General features: G+C 49.3%; 14 protein-coding genes. All 14 read right to left on the bottom strand.

Annotation, left to right across the window (positions count from 1 at the left end; genetic code table 11):
- Positions 1-9: 9 nt before the first annotated feature.
- The 14 genes from C6Y45_RS12785 to C6Y45_RS12715 all read right to left on the bottom strand — a co-directional run bounded on the left by C6Y45_RS12785 (position 10) and on the right by C6Y45_RS12715 (position 18,528).
- Positions 10-1,554: a polysaccharide biosynthesis protein gene (locus C6Y45_RS12785; protein WP_160058364.1), complete on the bottom strand. Its 1,545-nt coding sequence runs from the start codon at positions 1,552-1,554 to the stop codon at positions 10-12.
- Positions 1,555-1,576: 22 nt separating this feature from the next.
- Positions 1,577-5,122: a transcription-repair coupling factor gene (mfd, locus tag C6Y45_RS12780; RefSeq protein ID WP_107585619.1), complete on the bottom strand. Its 3,546-nt coding sequence runs from the start codon at positions 5,120-5,122 to the stop codon at positions 1,577-1,579.
- Between the two features lie 151 nt (positions 5,123-5,273).
- Positions 5,274-5,831 (bottom strand): aminoacyl-tRNA hydrolase, encoded by a 558-nt coding sequence (pth, locus tag C6Y45_RS12775; protein WP_107585640.1) that lies wholly within the window; start codon positions 5,829-5,831, stop codon positions 5,274-5,276.
- A gap of 178 nt (positions 5,832-6,009) precedes the next feature.
- Entirely contained in the window at positions 6,010-6,651 is a 642-nt protein-coding gene (locus tag C6Y45_RS12770; RefSeq protein WP_107585618.1) for a 50S ribosomal protein L25/general stress protein Ctc, read from the bottom strand.
- A gap of 103 nt (positions 6,652-6,754) precedes the next feature.
- A complete protein-coding gene (locus C6Y45_RS12765) occupies positions 6,755-7,705 on the bottom strand; it encodes a ribose-phosphate diphosphokinase (RefSeq protein WP_107585617.1) in 951 nt (316 codons plus the stop codon).
- A 130-nt stretch (positions 7,706-7,835) separates the two neighbouring features.
- Positions 7,836-9,194, bottom strand: a complete 1,359-nt coding sequence (gene glmU, locus C6Y45_RS12760) for a bifunctional UDP-N-acetylglucosamine diphosphorylase/glucosamine-1-phosphate N-acetyltransferase GlmU (protein ID WP_107585616.1) — start codon at positions 9,192-9,194, stop codon at positions 7,836-7,838.
- Between the two features lie 140 nt (positions 9,195-9,334).
- Entirely contained in the window at positions 9,335-9,601 is a 267-nt protein-coding gene (locus C6Y45_RS17620; protein WP_160058362.1) for a hypothetical protein, read from the bottom strand.
- A 281-nt stretch (positions 9,602-9,882) separates the two neighbouring features.
- Positions 9,883-10,176 (bottom strand): septation regulator SpoVG, encoded by a 294-nt coding sequence (spoVG, locus tag C6Y45_RS12745; RefSeq protein WP_107585613.1) that lies wholly within the window; start codon positions 10,174-10,176, stop codon positions 9,883-9,885.
- Positions 10,177-10,401: 225 nt separating this feature from the next.
- Complete coding sequence (locus C6Y45_RS12740; RefSeq protein WP_107585612.1) at positions 10,402-11,187, bottom strand: SDR family oxidoreductase; 786 nt, start codon at positions 11,185-11,187, stop codon at positions 10,402-10,404.
- Between the two features lie 342 nt (positions 11,188-11,529).
- Positions 11,530-13,515 (bottom strand): TRAP transporter permease, encoded by a 1,986-nt coding sequence (locus C6Y45_RS12735; protein WP_107585611.1) that lies wholly within the window; start codon positions 13,513-13,515, stop codon positions 11,530-11,532.
- A gap of 4 nt (positions 13,516-13,519) precedes the next feature.
- Entirely contained in the window at positions 13,520-13,972 is a 453-nt protein-coding gene (locus tag C6Y45_RS12730; RefSeq protein ID WP_107585610.1) for a DUF1850 domain-containing protein, read from the bottom strand.
- A gap of 33 nt (positions 13,973-14,005) precedes the next feature.
- Positions 14,006-15,004 carry a TAXI family TRAP transporter solute-binding subunit gene (locus tag C6Y45_RS12725; protein WP_107585609.1) on the bottom strand — a complete coding sequence of 333 codons (999 nt, stop codon included), beginning with the start codon at positions 15,002-15,004 and terminating at the stop codon, positions 14,006-14,008.
- A 126-nt stretch (positions 15,005-15,130) separates the two neighbouring features.
- The gene (locus tag C6Y45_RS12720) at positions 15,131-16,510 is read right to left on the bottom strand and encodes a sigma-54-dependent transcriptional regulator (protein WP_107585608.1); all 1,380 of its coding nucleotides are present in this window, start codon (positions 16,508-16,510) and stop codon (positions 15,131-15,133) included.
- Complete coding sequence (locus tag C6Y45_RS12715; RefSeq protein WP_160058359.1) at positions 16,510-18,528, bottom strand: transporter substrate-binding domain-containing protein; 2,019 nt, start codon at positions 18,526-18,528, stop codon at positions 16,510-16,512. The genes C6Y45_RS12720 and C6Y45_RS12715 overlap by 1 nt, the downstream gene beginning before the upstream one ends.
- Positions 18,529-18,607: the final 79 nt, after the last annotated feature.

Raw genomic sequence — 18,607 nt, 5'->3', positions numbered from 1 at the left:
CTCCTTGAATTACCGGCGGTGCGGCAGAAGTTTATGAAGCTTCGGAAGCTCTTCCCATTCTTCTTTTGAAAATAAAGACATCCGCCATATAAAGATGATGAATAATACCGCTCCAAAAGCGGAGGCGGAAAGTAAAATCCCCGCAGAAGCTGTCCGGGTATCCGGGAGCAGCACCCCCGCCTTCTGGAACAGAAGAACGCCCGGCACCATTACGGCAGCCGCGGCGGCTGTTTTTGCCGTTACTGAAAAAGGAAGAAACGAAAACCCTCCCCTTTTTTTCAGACAGTAGAGCGCGCCGGCAGCCGCGGCTCCGGTACCTGTCAAAGAAGCCGCAGCAGCTCCGGCAGTCCCAAATTCTGGAACTAAAAGCACATTCATAACCATTTTAATCCCGGCGGCTCCAGCAAGAATGAGGGCTGCTTCCCCATCTTTCCCAATAGCGTGCAGAAGCGCTGCCGCTGTCATAAACAAACTGCCGAACAGCACCACAGGAGCAGCAAGCTGCAGAACAGCCGTACCTGACGTATCGGTAAACATCGCCGTATTAACTTCCGGCATTACAGCTGCCATTCCGGCAGCCGCTGCCGCTCCGAAAACGAAGCATATTTTAAGGGCTTTGGCAGCTTCCTCCGACGCCTCTCTTATCCGGCCGGCATTCCAGTACTTTGTGACGGACGGAAGCGCAGCGTAGGAAAAAACGGTCGTAACGACCGCTCCAAACTGAATCAACGGCCAGTTCCGGTCGTAAATACCTTTTAACACCGCCGCATCCGCTCCCTTATCCAGCCGCTGAACGATCGTAAAAGCATCCACTACTTGAAAAAGGACGAGAATCATGGCGCTCGCTGAAACGAACAATCCCTGTTTCAGAAGTTTCCCGAGCAGGGACAGCCAGTTCTCCGGAAGCCGGAAATCCATTTTCCACCATCCGTCATAACGCCGCACATAAAAGTAGAGCACCACCAGTCCGGCCGCTCCCCCGGCGAGTGCACCAATGCCGGCGGATATTCCAGCTTTATATACCCCGGCTGCCTGCATAGCCGCCCAGGCTGTAATTAAAATGGCTGCGACACGTACGAATTGTTCTGTCACCTGGGAAACGGCTGTCGGCAGTGTGTCATGCTTTCCTTGATAATATCCTCTCGCCAGTGCAAAAAATGGAACGAGAAAGAACGGTGCGCCCATCCAGCGGAGGGCCGCTGTCAGTTCCGGGTCTCCCATCAACCGGGCAGTCAGCGGGGCGGAAGCAGTCACTGCCGTGCCGAGAACAGCGAACAACAGGACAAGACTGAGCAGATAGAAGGAAAGATGCCGGCGGAGCGGTTCTTTTCCTTCGTGCTCCACCACTGCTTTTGCAATCACCAGCGGGAAGCCGTACGTCCCAAGAACAAGTGCCGCGCCGTAGAGCGGATATACCTGCTGGTAGACGTAAAAGCCTGTATCCCCGGTAATATTCTGATAGGGAATTTTATATAAAGCGCTCATCCCTTTCGCTGCCAGTGCCGCCATTGACAGATAAGCAGCGGCCTGAAACCACGACGTGCGTTCTCCCATGACTTTACGTCCTTTCCATCCGTCAGGCATTCACCCTGGAATCTTTCCGGACTTCGTCCAGCCTGGAGAGTATTTCTCTGAGAAGATAGAGATACTCTCCATCACTCAGCGATTTTGTTTTAAGATGGATCGCTATTTTGCTTCCTTCCATAGAGAGGGACATTTTGGAGGAAAGCTTGTTTACGAGTGTAAACAGCTTCGAGCCGTCAATATTGTTTGTCATTTCTCCACTGATCACAGCCCGGCATTCCCGGTTTTTCTCCGAAATAGATTCGATCTGGTGCTCCACCGCATACTGCTTGATTTTAGCTGCAGAAAACAAATAATCCACTTCCTCCGGGTAGTCTCCGAAACGGTCGATCATTTCGTCCTGCAGATCACTGATATCCTTCAGGGAACTGACTTCTTTAAATCGTTTATACATATCAATTTTCTGTCTGGAATCCGGGATGTAGCTTTCCGGAATGTAGGCATCTACCTTTACATCGAGCTCAATTTCCGGCTGTGGTTCCGGCTTCGGTGCTTTGCCTGCTTTCTGGTCCATTTCTTCCTTGCGCTCGTCGATCGCTTCCTTGAGCATCTGGGAATAAAGATCGAACCCGACAGAGGCAATAAATCCGTGCTGCTCGGCTCCGAGCAGATTTCCTGCTCCGCGGATGGAAAGATCCCGCATGGCAATTTTAAATCCGGACCCGAGCTCGGTAAATTCCTTAATGGCCTGAAGCCTCTGTTCCGCCACTTCCGTCAGCACTTTGTCCCGCTGATGGGTGAAATAGGCGTAGGCAATCCGGTTGGAACGGCCAACTCTTCCACGCAGCTGATAAAGCTGGGAAAGACCCATACGATCCGCATTATGAATAAGCAGGGTATTCACGTTTGGAATATCCACCCCGGTTTCAATGATCGTCGTTGTTACGAGTACATCCGCTTCCCCTTCGAGAAAATCAATCATTACCGATTCCAGTTCGGTTTCGGTCATCCGGCCGTGTGCAAAACGCACCGCAGCATCCGGGACGAGCATTTGTATTTTATCCGCCATCGATTCAATATCTTCCACACGGTTGTATAAGAAGTAGACCTGGCCGCCCCGGGCGAGCTCTCTTTCAATGGCTTCCCTTGTCAGCGCCTCATTGTATTCCACAACATACGTCTGAACAGGAAAACGATTTTCGGGCGGCGTTTCAATAACTGAAAGGTCCCGCACCCCGAGCATCGACATATGAAGAGTACGTGGAATAGGTGTGGCGGTAAGCGTAAGTACGTCTACATTCGCTTTCAGCTGCTTTATTTTTTCTTTATGAGTCACACCGAAGCGCTGTTCTTCATCCACGATGAGCAGACCGAGCTCCTTGAATTTCACGTCTTTGGAAAGCAGCCGGTGCGTTCCGACAACAATATCGATGCTGCCTTTCTGCAGAGATTCCGCTGCTTCTTTTACTTGTTTGCGGGACCGGAAACGGCTGAGAAGGGCTGTATTGACCGGAAAGTCCTGAAACCGCTCGCGGATCGTTTCATAATGCTGCTGGGCAAGGATCGTCGTCGGCACAAGAATGGCCACCTGCTTGTTGTCCATCAGTGCTTTGAATGCTGCACGGAGCGCTACTTCCGTTTTGCCGTAGCCTACATCTCCGCAGAGCAGCCGGTCCATCGGGCGTTCTTTTTCCATATCCACTTTAATTTCTTCAATAGCCTGCAGCTGATCGGGGGTTTCCGGATATGGGAAGGCTGCTTCAAATTCCTGCTGCTCCGGTCCGTCCGGGGAAAAGGCAAATCCTTTCGTCTGCTCCCGTTCGGCATAAAGTTTAATTAGATCGTCAGCAATGTCCTGCACGGAGGAACGGACTTTCCGCTTTACTTTTGTCCATTCGCTTCCACCGAGAGCGTAAAGCTTCGGCTCCTTTTCCTCTGAACCGATGTATTTCTGCACCTGATCAATCTGTTCCACCGGGACGTAAAGCTTGTCATTTCCCGCATAGGAAATATGCATATAGTCTTTATGAATATCCCCGACTTCGAGTGTTTCGATGCCGAGATATTTTCCTATCCCGTGGTTGATATGGACGACCCAGTCGCCGACCTTCAGTTCGGAATAGCTTTTGATCCGTTCCGCATTGGAAAGTTTCTGATTACGCTTTGGTTTTTTCGGTGCTTTTTTCGTAAACACTTCTTCTTCCGTAATAACAATCTGCTTATGAAACGGCAGTTCGAATCCGTTCTGCAGCGGTGCAGTAATAATCTGGGCCTGACCATAAACCGGAAGGGTTTCCGGCTCCACGATCGCTGCTTCCATTTCATAGTCCTGAAGCACCCGCTGAAGGCGTTCTGCCCGATCCCCGTCTTCACATGTGAACGTAACTGCATAGCCGGATTCCTTCCATCGGGCAAGCTCTGTTTTTAACAGGTTCAGCTGGCCGTGGAACTGCTGCATGGATTTTGTCTGCAGGTTGACGGTACTGCTCAAGGAAGCCCCGGGTATCTGCTTGGAAAACAAGCTGAAATATACTTTTCTGACTTTCGCATCCATCATTTCCGACCAGGACATCGACAGTTTCAGCTCTCTTGTAATCGATCCCTGGCCAAGCATCGTCGTGTACCAGTCAGCCTCCTCCCGGTCCAGAGATTCGACCGCGTCAACTACCCGGCTCGGTTCATCGATAACAACCGCCGCGCCTTTCGGCAGATAGTCGAGTATCGTCCACGTTTTATCATAAAAAATAGACATGTATTTGTACATGGAATCAAACGGTGTTCTCTCCCGAAGCTTTTCAATTTCTTCCCCGACGTAGGACGTCATCTTTTCTTTTACAGCCTGATCCTGTGATAAAGCAAGGCTCTTTTGAAGCTTCGCCTGGAGCGTTTCTGCCGCTCTTCCATAATCATCTTCATGAAGAAGAATTTCCCGGGCCGGACCAATATGGATTTTCTCCAGTTTCTCTACAGAGCGCTGGGATCCTACATCAAAGAAACGAAGCGAATCGATTTCGGTATCAAAAAGCTCCATTCTTACAGGGTAGGCCTCGGTCAGCGGGTAAAGATCAATGATTCCTCCGCGAACGCTGAATTCTCCCGGAGCGCCGACCATTTCCTGCCGTTGAAACCCGAGAGAAGTGAGCTGCTTTAAAAAATCGTCCATATCGATATCTGCACCGGTTTCCAGTGTAATCTGGCTTTCCTGCCATCTGGATGGCGGAGGAAGCAGGCGCCTTATCCCCGCAGCAGGCGTAATGATGATCCCTTTATGCCCGCCGGCCCAGTGGTTGAGAGCTTCCAGACGCTGTCCGCGGAGTTCCGGGCTTGCGACTGCGACTTCCGCAGAAATAAGCTCGTTGACAGGATAGAGAAAGACTTCTTCCTCTCCTACGAGCGTCGTTAAATCATCGTACAGCTTCTGAGCCTGAAGCAGATTATGGGCCACGACAAGCTGAGACTCCCCGCTCTGTCTGTACATAGAAGCCAGAAGCAGAGTACGGGCGGAGCCTGCCACTCCGGTTACCAGCTGATCCCCGGAACCTGAAACCGCCGTCTGGATATCTTCGGATGTATTTAATCGTTCGAGCAGACCTTTCAACACGTTCGCCACCTTTTTATTTATATTTATTCAAATTATTTCCGCCTCACGACGGCTTCAAGAGGGTCAGTCAACGCCCACTTTCGTGTGAACTGCTGACCCACCCTCTCGAATATCACAGCGGTAAAAGAGCCGGCAGCTCCTTTACCGCTTAATTAAATTTGTTCATCACCTGCAGAAAAGGTTCTTCTTTCCAGCAGTCCACGGCTTCTGCTGCCTGCTCTGCTGCCTCGTCCATTTTTTTCTGATCATCCGGCGAAAATCGGCCGAGCACGTAGTCCGGGACAGCCTGCCCCGGATCCGGACGGCCGATGCCGACCCGGATCCGGTTGAACTGATCCGTTCCGAGGTGCTGAATGATCGATTTGATACCGTTGTGCCCTCCATGGCTGCCCTTCTGACGAAGTCGTATTTTCCCCGGCGGAAGGTCGAGGTCGTCATAAATAACGACGAGATCCTCCACGCTGATCTGAAAATACTTCATCAGCTGACCGACAGATTCCCCGGACAAATTCATGTACGTGAGCGGCTTCAGCACAAAAATCTTTTCCGTGCCGTTTCTTTCCACTCCGTAAATGCCTTTAAACTTCTGTTCGGAAAGGTCGATCATCCACTTCTGCTGCACTCTGTCTATCACGTCAAACCCGATGTTGTGCCGGGTGCGTTCATATTTCTTTCCCGGGTTTCCCAGGCCGACCACCAGCTTCATTTTTTCCGCTCCCTCGTGCTCGTTCTTCCGGCGCCGGAACAGCTTATTCAGCATGCCTCTGTTCCTCCCTGTGCCGTTTTTTGCGTAAGCGTAAAACCCCACTACGGACGTAGTGGGGATCCACGGGCAGGATATACCTGCTTCCAGCCGGAAGCAGGGCTGTGTTAAAGTACCTGCGTTATTCTTTGTCCTGTTCCTCGTCTCCGCTTTCTTCCTCTGCGCCTACAAGTTCAGGCTCTTCTTCTTCAGATGGTTCTTCTTCTTCCGGCTCTTCGTCCGGTGGTGTTACAGAAACAACGACTTCTTCCGGTTCGTTGTTGAACGCGTAGTTGTCGCCTGCTTTAAGATCTTTAACAAGCAGGGCATCGTTAACGTCCAGCTCTTCTACGTTTACTTCGATCTGGTCCGGAAGCTCCTGTGGAAGGGCACGTACAGAAAGCTCATATACTGCCTGCTGAAGCACGCCGCCTTCTTTCACGCCTTTGGACTCCCCAACAACAGATACAGGTACGTCAGCATCCATTTCCACGTTCATGTCTGCTGCGTAGAAATCTACGTGAATTACTTTGTTTTTGATCGTGTCATACTGCAGGTCATAAATCATGACGTCAGTCTTTGTGCCGTCAATATCCAGCTTGAATACGCCGGTCTTTCCTTCGGCACGCATCGTCTTAATAAAGTCTACTTCTTCTACCGCGATCGCGCGGCTTCCGAATTTTTTACCATAAACAACAGCCGGGATGTTACCCTGCTGACGAATTTTTGATATCCGGGAACCTCGAAGGTCCTCTCGAACAGCTGCTTTCAACACTGTAGCCATAGCTAAAATCACCTCATAATTTATTTCAGATCCTAAATGCATCTTCCCTGAGTATAATCCATTTAAACTACTTTTTCAAAGTTTCCTTTAAAAAAAGTCCCAATTAATCAAACAGCCGGCTCACGGAGCGCTGCTCGTGCACATGTACAATCGCCTTTGCGATCAGTGGCGCAACAGAAAGCTGCTTAATTTTGGATATTTTCTTTTCTTCCGGAAGTGGAATGGAGTTTGTTACTACGAGTTCCTCAATCTGTGAATTCTGGATCCGGTCAATAGCCGGTCCGGAAAGTACAGGATGGGTGCTGCAGGCATAGACAGCTTTTGCTCCATTTTCAATCATTGCGTTGGCGGCAAGCGTCATCGTACCGGCTGTATCGATAATGTCATCTATAATGATAGCTGTTTTACCTTCAATATTACCAACGATATTCATTACTTCCGACATGTTCGGTTTAGGACGGCGCTTGTCGATTATCGCAATCGGCGCTTTCAGACGATCAGCCATTTTCCGCGCCCGTACTACACCGCCGTGATCGGGGGAGACAATGACTACGTCCTCAAAATTTTTCTGCTCAAAGTAATTGGCAAGAATCGGTACACCAACAAGCTGATCCACCGGAATGTCAAAGAATCCCTGAATCTGCGTCGCGTGAAGATCCAGCGTAATGATACGCGTCGCGCCGGCCGTTTCGAGAAGATTCGCTACGAGCTTCGCTGTGATAGGCTCCCTGGAACGGGCTTTTCTGTCCTGGCGGGCGTACCCGTAATACGGCAGTACAACGTTGATCGTTTTTGCCGAGGCACGCTTCAATGCATCAATCATAATCAAAAGCTCCATAATATGCTCATTGGCCGGGGAGGAGGTCGACTGGACTACATAAATATCACAGCCGCGGATACTTTCCTCGATGTTAATCTGAATTTCTCCGTCGCTGAAACGCTGCACCGAACTCTTGCCCATCGGCACTCCAATTTTTTTTGTTATTTCGTCTGCTAAATCCGGGTTGGAGCTTAAAGTAAATACTTTCAAATTGCTGTCTGTATATTCAGCCATGCGAATGCCCTCCAGTATTATTGAGAAATCGTAGTATTTAAAACACCCTGTAAGCTGACAAAGCGGGAAGTTCCACTTCCATGTCAGACACTTCCCTGCTTTACAGGCAGCCTCAGGCTTTGATCAGAGCTTATTTTTTAATGTAGCCTTCTTTGTTTGTCTGGCGTTCCCTGGCAATGGCGAGAGAGTCGCCGGGCACATCTTCTGTAATCGTGGAACCGGCCGCCACGTAGGAACCGGATCCGACTGTGACAGGCGCGATTAGGTTGGAATTACACCCGATAAACGCTCCGTCTTCTACTTTCGTTAAATGTTTGTTTTTACCGTCGTAATTAACAGTAATCGATCCGCATCCGATATTGACGCTGCTGCCGATCTCCGCATCTCCGAGATAGCTCAGGTGAGAAGCTTTGCTTCCCCGTCCCATTTTCATTTTCTTCAGCTCGACAAAATTACCGACTTTAACGTCATCATCCAGAACCGTCTCCGGCCGGAGATGAGTATACGGCCCGATATTCACCCGGCTGCCGATATCACTCTGGTGGACAACAGACTGCTTAATAACAGTGTGGTCGGCGATGCGGCTGTTTTTAATTTCACTGTGCGGACCGATGACGCACCCTGTTCCGACAGCGACTTCGCCTTCCAGGACTGTGCCGGGGTGAAGCACCGTATCCCGGCCGATTGTTACGTCAGCACCGATATAAGTCTGAAGCGGATCGATGATGGTTACACCTTCGCGCATCCAGTACTCATTTGTACGCTTTTTCATCCACTTTTCTGCTTCACTCAAAGCAACCCGGTCGTTCACTCCCATTGTTTCATAAAAATCGGAGCTCTGATAGGCAAAAACAGCTTCTCCCTGCTCCTGAAGAATTTCAATAACATCCGGAAGATAATATTCTCCCTGGGAATTATCATTGCCGACCTGCTTCAGCGTTTCGAAAAGCGCTTTGTTATCGAAGCAGTAGGTGCCGGTGTTAATTTCCTGTACTTTTTTTTCATTCTCGGAAGCATCCTTCTGCTCCACAATTTTTACGACCTTGCCTGCCTCATCTCTGAGAACACGTCCGTACCCGGCCGGATCGTCAGCGTGGGCAGTAAGAATTGTTGCTTTTGCGTTCTGGTCCTCATGAAATTCAAAGACCTTTTTCATCGTTTCTCCTGTGAGCAGCGGCGTATCTCCGCACACCACAAGCGTCGTTCCTTCCCGGTCCAGAAGCTGTTCTTCCGCCTGCATGACAGCATGACCGGTGCCTAACTGCTCTTCCTGAAGAGCATACCCGATACTGCCACCGAGCTGTTCTTTCACTGTTTCTGCTCCATGTCCGACGATCGTGACGATTTTTTCCACACGGCATGGCTCCAGCTGATCAACGACATGCTGGACCATTGGTTTTCCTGCAACAGGATGCAGAACTTTATACAAATTTGACTTCATACGGGTGCCCTTGCCGGCAGCAAGAACGACTGCAAATCGATTTGTCATGTATTTACCCTCCACGGCCTCATTTTCCATTATGAATATATCTTATATCCTCCCTGATTTCAAGGGAACGGAGGAGAGCTCCCGGAAATAAGATGAATCCTTTTCATGAATTACCTGCCGGCGTTCTGATACTCAGCAGGTCATAGAAAAAAAGCTGTACGAAAAATCTCGTACAGCTTCTCAGAGTGCTGATTAAGTCTTAATTTCACAATAATGATTCTTCTGAACGTACAGCTTTCTCCTGCACTCCCCGGCGGAAGCTTGCCGTGGGGCTCGTCTTCAGCTATTTTCAATGCCTCCCGGCTTTGAAAAGGATCTTCCGACTTCGCTTTATCCCACCGGCGTCCCCGCCGGACGTTTCGGAGGAAAAAGCCTCTTTTGAATGGAAGAAAGGGCGGAATCAACACGTTTTTTCGAAAAGAAAACTTCTTTTTATGTTTCTGCTGGAGCTGAAGCCGGCCCGCCCGGAAAGCGTCCTGTGGAGGCGAAAGCAGGGAGATGTCTACGCCTGTATAAAAAATACTCTATAAACAGCCTGAAAAGCTGTACGAAAAATCTCGTACAGCTTCTCAAAGTGCTGATAAGTTCTTTTTAAAAATCTTTTTTCCATCACGCAGGACTCTTCTGCACCCCGGCGAATGCAGGGGATCGTCTGCCTGTGCGTAAAAACATTATATATTTATGAATATCAGGAAGTGCCTGCCGCTTCTTCAACTATCTGCGGCACTTCTTCAGCACCTTCATAAGCTTTCAATACTGCTGTCTGAATCTTTTCTCTTGCACTCGAAGAAATCGGATGAGCTATGTCGCGGAACTCCCCGTCCGGAGTACGCTTGCTCGGCATTGCTACGAACATTCCATTGTTCCCATCGATGACACGGATATCATGTACTACAAACTCCTCATCCATCGTAATAGATGCAATTGCACGCATCCGCCCCTCTGTGTTCACGCGCCTGAGCCGTACATCAGTTACTTCCATGTCTCCCACCACCTTTTCTCTAAAGTTTAATTCCTCTGTCCTTGCCTACTTCTGGACAGGACACAGAACTCCTTTTTTTCATTGCAAAAAAACTGGCCGACAAATAATCTGCACCCCACGCAGATATTAACAAGCAATTCTTAGTATACCATATTTTAGGTAATTATAAAAAGCGTTTTTTAAGAGAAAAGCCGGATGAAATTAGTCTATTTCATCCGGCTTTCGTTAATATGCATCTGTCATGCCACCGTCTGCAAGAATGTGCTGACCGGTTACATACGTATTCAGAGGAGAAGCGAGAAAAACAACGAGTGAGGCAAATTCATCCGGCCGGCCGTAGCGCCCGAGCGGTATGGCAGCCTCGCTTGCTGCTTTGACTTCTTCTGCCGTTTTTCCCTGCTTTTCTGCTTTTTTCTTATCCATTTCTTCCACCCGGTCTGTGGCAATTCTGCCGGGTCCGGCTGTGTTAATGAGAATATGATCTTCCGCAAGCTCCTTGGAAAGAGATTTTGTCATACCTAGAATCCCCATCCGGAACGTATTGCTCAGAACAAGATCATCAATCGGCTGCTTGATGGAAGAGGAAGTGACATTAACTATCCTTCCCCCGTTTTCTTTCATATAAGGCAGCGCACTGCGGATGGAAGTCACAAAGCTCCGAAGCGTTAAATAATACGCATCGTCCCAGTCAGTCAGCTCCATCTCCTGAAAACCACCAGCTTTCGGTCCTCCGGTATTGTTAATCAGAATATCAATTCTTTCTTCGTCCCCTGCCGCACTTTTGATCATTTCCTTGATGCTTTCGGGATCCTTCAGGTCCACAAGAAGCGGGCGGACTTTTTTTCCAGTCCGTTCATAAATTTTGTCCGCACGCGCATTCAGTGTTTCCTCGGTGCGTGCTGTAATGACAACTTCCGCGCCTTCTGCTGCAAGCATCTCGGCGGCTGCAGCGCCAAGTCCTCTGCTCGAAGCAAGCACGACAGCCTTTTTTCCTTCAACCTGTAAATTCATGGATTATTCCTCCTTATGATTTGGTTTTCCTGAAGAAGCAGCAGGGAACGATGCCGTGAGACCCAGGGAGGGGCGGCGGTTCTTTCAGATTGGAATTACCTGCGCCCAAGCCCTCCGGAAACCTCCCTTAAAGCCAAAGACAATTTATCCTGCACTTTAACTATTTTGACCGCTTATGGCATCATCTTATCATCTTTTGCTGCAGAGCCGCAGAAAGCAGTCTTTTCGCTCTGCAGCGAACAAGCGGGGAACCACCTTTCAGGATAGTTCCCCGCTTTGTATTAATGTCGTTTTAACAAAAAGACTCTTCCTTCTTTCAATCGTGCAGGCTCAGACGCTTTGTTAGATGGCTTTCAAATAGTTCATACCTACCCGCTTCGCAAGCACCCACTGAATGCCAAGACAGATGACGATTACTGCGATGGCCGCAGCGTCGTACAATAAGTTCGGTGTCATCAGCAGAATCGCTCCGCCTGCAAGAACCAGTCTGAGAACGGCAGGCATTTTAGTCATGAGGAATCCTTCTGCGGCTACACCAAGCATCACTACCCCTATAACAGAAGTCGTGACTACGAGAATTCCTTCCCCGAGCGTGGTGTTCGTAAGCAGAAGCGAATTGTTGTAAACAAACAAGTACGGTACGATGAAGCCTGCTATTGCAAGTTTCATGGACACGAAGCCTGTCCGCATCTGATTTCCTCCGGCTATTCCGGCAGCAGCAAAGGATGCCAGAGCCACTGGCGGCGTAATATTGGCAAAAATACCAAAGTAAAAGACGAACAGATGAGCAACGAGTGCTTCAATGCCAAGTTCAATCAAAGCAGGTGCTGCCATCGTTGAAGTAATAATATAGGTTGGAATACTCGGCAGCCCCATTCCGAGTACAATACAGGCTACCATCGTAAACATCAGCGTCAGCAGCAGACTTTCCCCGCCGAGTGTAATGATGCCGTTGGCAAGACTGAGACCAAAACCGGTTAAAGAAGCGATACCAACAATCAGACCAACGGCCGCACACGCTACGGCGACTCCTACCGCTGTCCGCGCTCCGTTTTCGAGAGCGTCAAAAATGTCGCGTACTGTCATACGGGTCGTGTGACGGAGCATCGCAATGATAACAGTCACAAGGATCGTAAGGAACGCGGAGAAGATGATCGTTCTGCCGCTGAAGAAAAGCATGTACATAAGGAAAATCAGCGGAATAAGCAGGTGTCCGCGCTCCATCAGCACCTGCTTGACAGCCGGGAGATTTTCTTTGGAAATTCCCTGGAGCCCTTCCTTCGAAGCACGCAGGTGGATCTGCGTAATAACACCGATATAGAAAAGAAGTGCCGGGAGAAGTGCTGCCAGCGCTATTTCGCTGTACGGCATACCGAGAATTTCGGCCATAATAAATGCTGCAGCCCCCATGATCGGCGGCAGAATCTGCCCGCCCACTGAAGCCGATGCTTCAACTGCTCCGGCGAAATCCCGTTTGTAGCCGATTTTTTTCATAAGCGGGATCGTAAAGGAACCGGTCGTAACAACGTTTGCTACTGCCGCTCCATTGATGCTTCCAAGAAACCCGCTCGCAATAACAGAAACTTTGGCCGGTCCTCCGCGCGTCTGACCGGCAATAGCCAGCGCCAGATCGTTAAAAAACTGGCCCATACCTGATTTCTGAAGGAAAGCCCCAAAAAGAATAAATAGGAAAATGTATGTAGCAGAAACCCCGATGGCCGTACTGTAGACCCCTTCGGTCGTCTGATACATGTACCCTACAATTTCGCTCCATTCGTATCCCCGGTGACGGAAAATCCCGCCGAGCTCCCGGCCGAAAAGACCGTACACGAGAAACAGGGAAGCAAGTACCGGCAGTCCCCAGCCGGTTACCCGCCTTGCAGCTTCCAGTACGAGCAGGACGAGAATCCCGCCGAATAAAAGATCCCAGTTATTCGGAATGCCTCCCCGCTGGATAATCCCTTCGTATTCCACAAATATATAGACAGTAGTTGAAAGTGCCATTAATGCCAGGAGGGCATCGTACCATGGCAGAACATTCCGCTTCGCTGTTTTCAGCGGCGGGTAAAGGAAAAACACGAGCATAAGTATGACTGCTACGTGCAGCGAACGGTGCTGCAGCGTAACAGGTGTGCCAAAATAGGACGTGTAAAGGTGGTAAAGAGACAGCGCCACCGCAGTAAGAGATACGAGCCAGGCTGTTCTGCGGCTGCGGAAAATCCGAAATCGGGATTCATTGTCGTACTTTTCAAGAACTTTTTGTTGTGCTTCTGTGTCAGGCTCTTCTTCCAGGTTCACTTTTTCCCTGGAATCTTTTTGAGAGCTCATAACATCACCTCTCTTCAATCGTAATCCGCAGCGGTTCATGATGTGGAAGAGACGCTGTATCTACTTCCTCCACCCGGTTAATGGTTACAGTGTGCTCTGCATCGTGGGAATGAATCCAGTTAACAGAGTCATGACACTCGTTCAATCCACGGGCAGTGTACGTTCCGTCCTCATGGCTGATGTCTTCATATTGATGTTCTACTCCGGCTCCGAACGACTGGAACCTCGTTTCCGTCAAAAGCAGCCGACAGTTTTCTGTAATAGTAAAAACGTCCGTCCAGGGGGTCTGTTCCACAGAGTGGACCCAGGAGAGAGCCACTTCATCATTCGTTTCTGCCGGAAATTCCTCCAGCACGCTTCCGGTTTCTCCGTGCTGAATTTGTATAACCTGCTCTTTTTCTCCGCACCCGGTGATAAAAAAGACTGAAAAAACATAAGCTATATAACGGTTCATCATCTTGTAGAAGGGAGAGCCCCCTTCTATCCTCCTTTATTCATCCAGAGCCCCTTCTTCTTCCAGGTAGCGCTCTGCTCCCGGATGGAATGGTACAGGCATACCTTCTGTGGCCGTATCCAGGTCGATTTCCTGCGCAGCGTTATGGGAGCCCTGGATCGAATCAATATTTTCAAACATCGTTTTCGTCAGGTCGTATACTTCTTCTTCGCTCAAGCTTTCATTTACGAGCATGACGTTCATAATAGTAGCTGTCTGTACGTCTTCTTCTGTGTCATAAACGTCTGCCGGAATGGTTCCTTCGCCGAAGAAGTCATACTGCTCCTGCAGGGACTCGAGCTCTTCCCCGTCAATCGGAACGATATGCACATCATTCTGCGTAGAAAGGTCAATTACTGTAGAGTTCGGGAGGCCGCTCGTTACAAACGCTGCATCGACCATTTCGTTCTGCATCTGGTCAATCGCTTCACTGTAGGACAAAAAGTCTTCGTTAATATCTTCGTAATCCATCCCGTGGGCTTCAAGAATCATGCGGGCATTCAGTTCCACACCGGAGTTCGGAGCTCCGACTCCCACATCCATTCCTTCAAGATCCTCTACGGATTCGATGCCGGAATCAGCTGTCGTAACGAGCTGGACGTAGTTCGGATAAAGGGAAGTCATTCCACGGAGCCCTTCATTCGGCTCTTCATCTTCAAAGGGGCCTGTGCCTTCGTAAGCCTGGGAAACTGCATCCGACATCGTAATAGCGAGCTCCGCACGATCCTCCCCTAGCAGATTGATGTTTTCGACGGATGCACCCGTCGACTGAACAGAACTGTCCGCCCCGAGTTCTTCTTCAAACAGGTTGGACAGCGCCCCGCCGATTGGATAGTACACGCCGGATGTTCCCCCGGTGGCTATCGTCAGAAACATGTCATCTTCCACGCCGCCATCGTTATTATTTCCTTCGGCAGCATTGCCACCGTCGTCGTTGCCACCGCATGCTGTAAGTACGAGCGCGGAACCGCCCAGAATCGTCATGAATTTTTTCATTACTTATTCCTCCTCATGTATGTTTGCTGTTTTATTAATGCAAAGTCCATGCCAAAATAAAAAAGCCCGCAGGAACGGGCTTTTTTGAAAACGCATACATTTAAATCAGTTTTCCAGACCGGCATATTATTCCCCACCGGCAGATTCTGCCGGTTTTTGTGGAGTAAGTTCGTACAGTTTAATTTTGTCGCGCAGGCTTCTTTCGCTGACGCCGAGCATTTCAGCTGTCCGTCTGCGGTGCCAGCTGTTGTGCTCGAGCGTCCGGAGAATATGATTTTTTTCGACTTCTTTTAAACTCCAGCCGATGTTTTCCCTGGAATAAACATGTTGATCCTTCCCCCCGGTTACCGTTTCCGGCAGATCACCCTCGTCAATTTTACTTCCTTCCGCAATGACCATCGAGGATTCCATGATGTTCCGGAGCTCACGGATATTGCCGGGAAAAGCATAGTTTCGAAGAGCTGCTTCCGCCTTTTTCGTCAGCCCTTCGATATGCAGGCCGAGTTCTTCATTAAGTGTTTGGATAAAATGACGGGCAAGCAGCGGCACATCATCCATCCGCTCCCGGAGCGGCGGCAGATGAATTTGTATGACGTTCAGCCGGAAATACAGGTCCTCCCGGAAGTTGCCTTTACTTACTTCTTCTTTCAAATCTTTGTTCGTCGCTGCAATCACCCGTACGTCCAGGTGGAGCGTTTCATTGGAACCAAGCCGCGTTACTTCCTTGCGCTGCAGGACACGAAGCAGCTTCACCTGAACACTCAGCGGCATATCCCCGATTTCATCCAGGAAAATTGTTCCTTTGTGGGCCGCTTCAAATTTCCCCTTCTTAGCCTGAACCGCCCCCGTAAAAGCTCCTTTTTCATACCCGAAAAGTTCACTCTCCAGAAGCTGCTCCGGAATCGCGGCACAGTTGACGACTTCAAAGTGTTCCCGGGAGCGCACGCCGGAAAAGTGCAGCGAGCGGGCGACAAGTTCTTTTCCAGTTCCGCTTTCCCCGGTAATAAGCACGTTTGTATTTACCTGTTTTACTTTTTCCATCAGTTTAAACACTTTATTCATCGCTTCGCTTCTCGCGAAAAATCCGTCCCTGTCGTATTTTTTCTCCAGCTCGCTCGTTAAATAGTCTACTTTTTTATGCAGCTGCTGATACTGAAAGGCGCGTTCAATCACCGCGGACAGTTCGTCCATGTTGAGCGGTTTCGTCAAATAGGAATACGCGCCTTTCTGCAGAGCTTCCACCGATGAGGAAATCGTTCCATAGGCTGTAATCATTACAACTGCGGTCTGAGGATGGGAAGCTTTAATTTTTTCCAGCACGTTGATTCCACTTTCCCGCCCTATTTTCAGATCGACAAGGCACAGATCAACTGCTTCTTTCTCCAGAATGTCATACCCTTTTTCCGGATCGGTCGCACTCCAGACTTCGTAGTCATTTTCCAGTGCAAACTCCAAAGAGGCACAGATGGACGGTTCATCGTCAATGATTAAAACAGTGCCTTTCATCATCTTCCCTCCTCATTACTTTCCTTCCAGTTTTCCGGATGAAACGAAGGAAACCGGAGCTGAATGCGCGTCCCGTCTCCTGCGCCGCTTTCCACATGAAAGCTTCCGTTGTTTTCTTCTACGTGCTGTTTCGCAATAGCAAGACCAAGCCCCGTACCGTCCGGCTTTGTAGTATAGAAAGGTTCGAATGCCTGCTTCTGCACCTTTCTGCTCATTCCCGGCCCGTTGTCTTCCACTACCAGACGCACTTCATCACCGCAGACATAATTTTTCAGGACGATCCACTTGTCCTCTATATCTTCCGCTTCTGCCAGAGCATCGATCGCATTAATAATTAAGTTGATAACCGCCTGCTTCAGCTGCTGGCGGTCTGCAAGAATCACGAGATTTTTTTCGATCGCTGTTGTGAGAGAGACCCCTTTGTTTTCCGCTGTTCTCTCAAAAAGAATAAAGCAGCTTTCCAAAAGGTCTGAAGTATCGAGCATTTCTTTTTTTGCCGGACGGGATTTGCTGTAATCCATAAGACCTTCTATTAATTCGTTCAGCCGTTCTATTTCCTGTGGAACGAGTGTGGAGATTTTCTCCCGGAAACGTGGGCTTTCAAATTTAAGCGGAATCAGCTCCGCGAACGTTTTAATCGAGGTGAGGGGATTGCGTATTTCATGGGCAATTCCTGCAACGACACGGCTCAGCGCCTGATTTTTTTCGTTTTCAAACGCCTGGTAGCGAACCCTCACTTCTTCGCTTATATCCTCAAATGTAAACATAACACCAACAATTTTCTGTTCAAAATCATACAGTGGATAGATATAGGCCCGGAGACGAAGCTGGATGCCATCATCCCTCGTCCAATCCCTCTCCTCCCCGAGAAACTGCCGGCCGTGCTGCAGAACATCCTCCAGTTTATCTTTTAAGTAATATTGCAGCAGCGGATTTTCATAATAATATTTTCCGGTTTTGTTTCCTTCTGTGTTCAGCATAAAGGAAGCCTTCGGACTCCAGGAGGTGATTTTCCCTTCTTTATCCAGCGTCATCATTCCACGGGGGCTGGACTGGAGAATCTGTTTCTGAAATTCATTACTGTTTTTTGTTGCCTCAATCTGCTCTTTCAGTGAAAGGTTTGCTTCATGAAGGCTGTATGTTTTTTTCTCCACTTCCTTCTGCAGACGGCGGTTAATTCTCAGTCCGGCAGCCAGTACAATCAGTGCCAGAAGAAGGGTGCCTCCTAAAATCTGCATGACCAGAACAAGGTTTTCCCCGGGGCCGCTTTCTTCCGGGAACCACTCCTGAAAGATCTCCTGATACCTTCCGTTATTCTGTAACGTGCGCATCCCATTATTTAAGGCGCGCAGCACCTCATAATTTTCTGCCGCTGCAGCAAAGGAATATTCCACCGGTACCATATAGCTGTCCACGAGCTGAAAGTCTTCTTCCACCCCGAGATTATCAAGCAGATGACCGACAGAAGTAATTTCTCCTGCCAGTGCATCAGCACGTTCAGCAGATGCGAGTTTAACTGCCTGCTCCAGGGTGCTTGTTTCGTTGAACTGGACCCCGCGGATATTTTCCAGATAGCTCTGCTCAAGGCTTCCTGCTTTCACAGCCGCTGTATTTCCGGCCAGCCTTGTCACCCCGTCGATTTCTCCGGCTTCTTCCTCCCGTACGAACAAACCGATGGACGTGGAATAATACGCATTTGAAAATTCCATGCTTTCTGCCCGGTCCTGGTTGTAGCTCATTCCTATAATAAGATCGATTTCTTCGTTCTCCAGAGCAGCTGCTGCTTCATAGTCTGCCATCGGTTCGTAAATAACGTGGAAATTTTCCTCTTCTGCAATCTCCTCCAGCAGATCCACTGCGAATCCCTGCGGCCCTCCATTTTCACTGTAATGAAATGGTGGGAGCTCCGGCTCATAAGCGGCTCTCCATACGTTTTCTTCCTCCGCCGCCGCGGAAGGGGACAGAAAAAGTCCGCTGATCATAAAAACTGCTGCTGTCCGTATATGTTTCATTGCCATGCCCCGCTCCCTGCCTGTTCTATGCGTTATAAACATATCAGACTTTTCTGACGCTGACAATTCCCTTACCAGCTGAAAA

This window comes from Alkalicoccus saliphilus (genome assembly GCF_003044065.1).
GTDB lineage: Bacteria > Bacillota > Bacilli > Bacillales > Salisediminibacteriaceae > Alkalicoccus > Alkalicoccus saliphilus.
The sequence above is the reverse complement of the archived record's forward strand: the minus strand, read 5'-3'. Positions and strand labels throughout refer to the sequence as shown.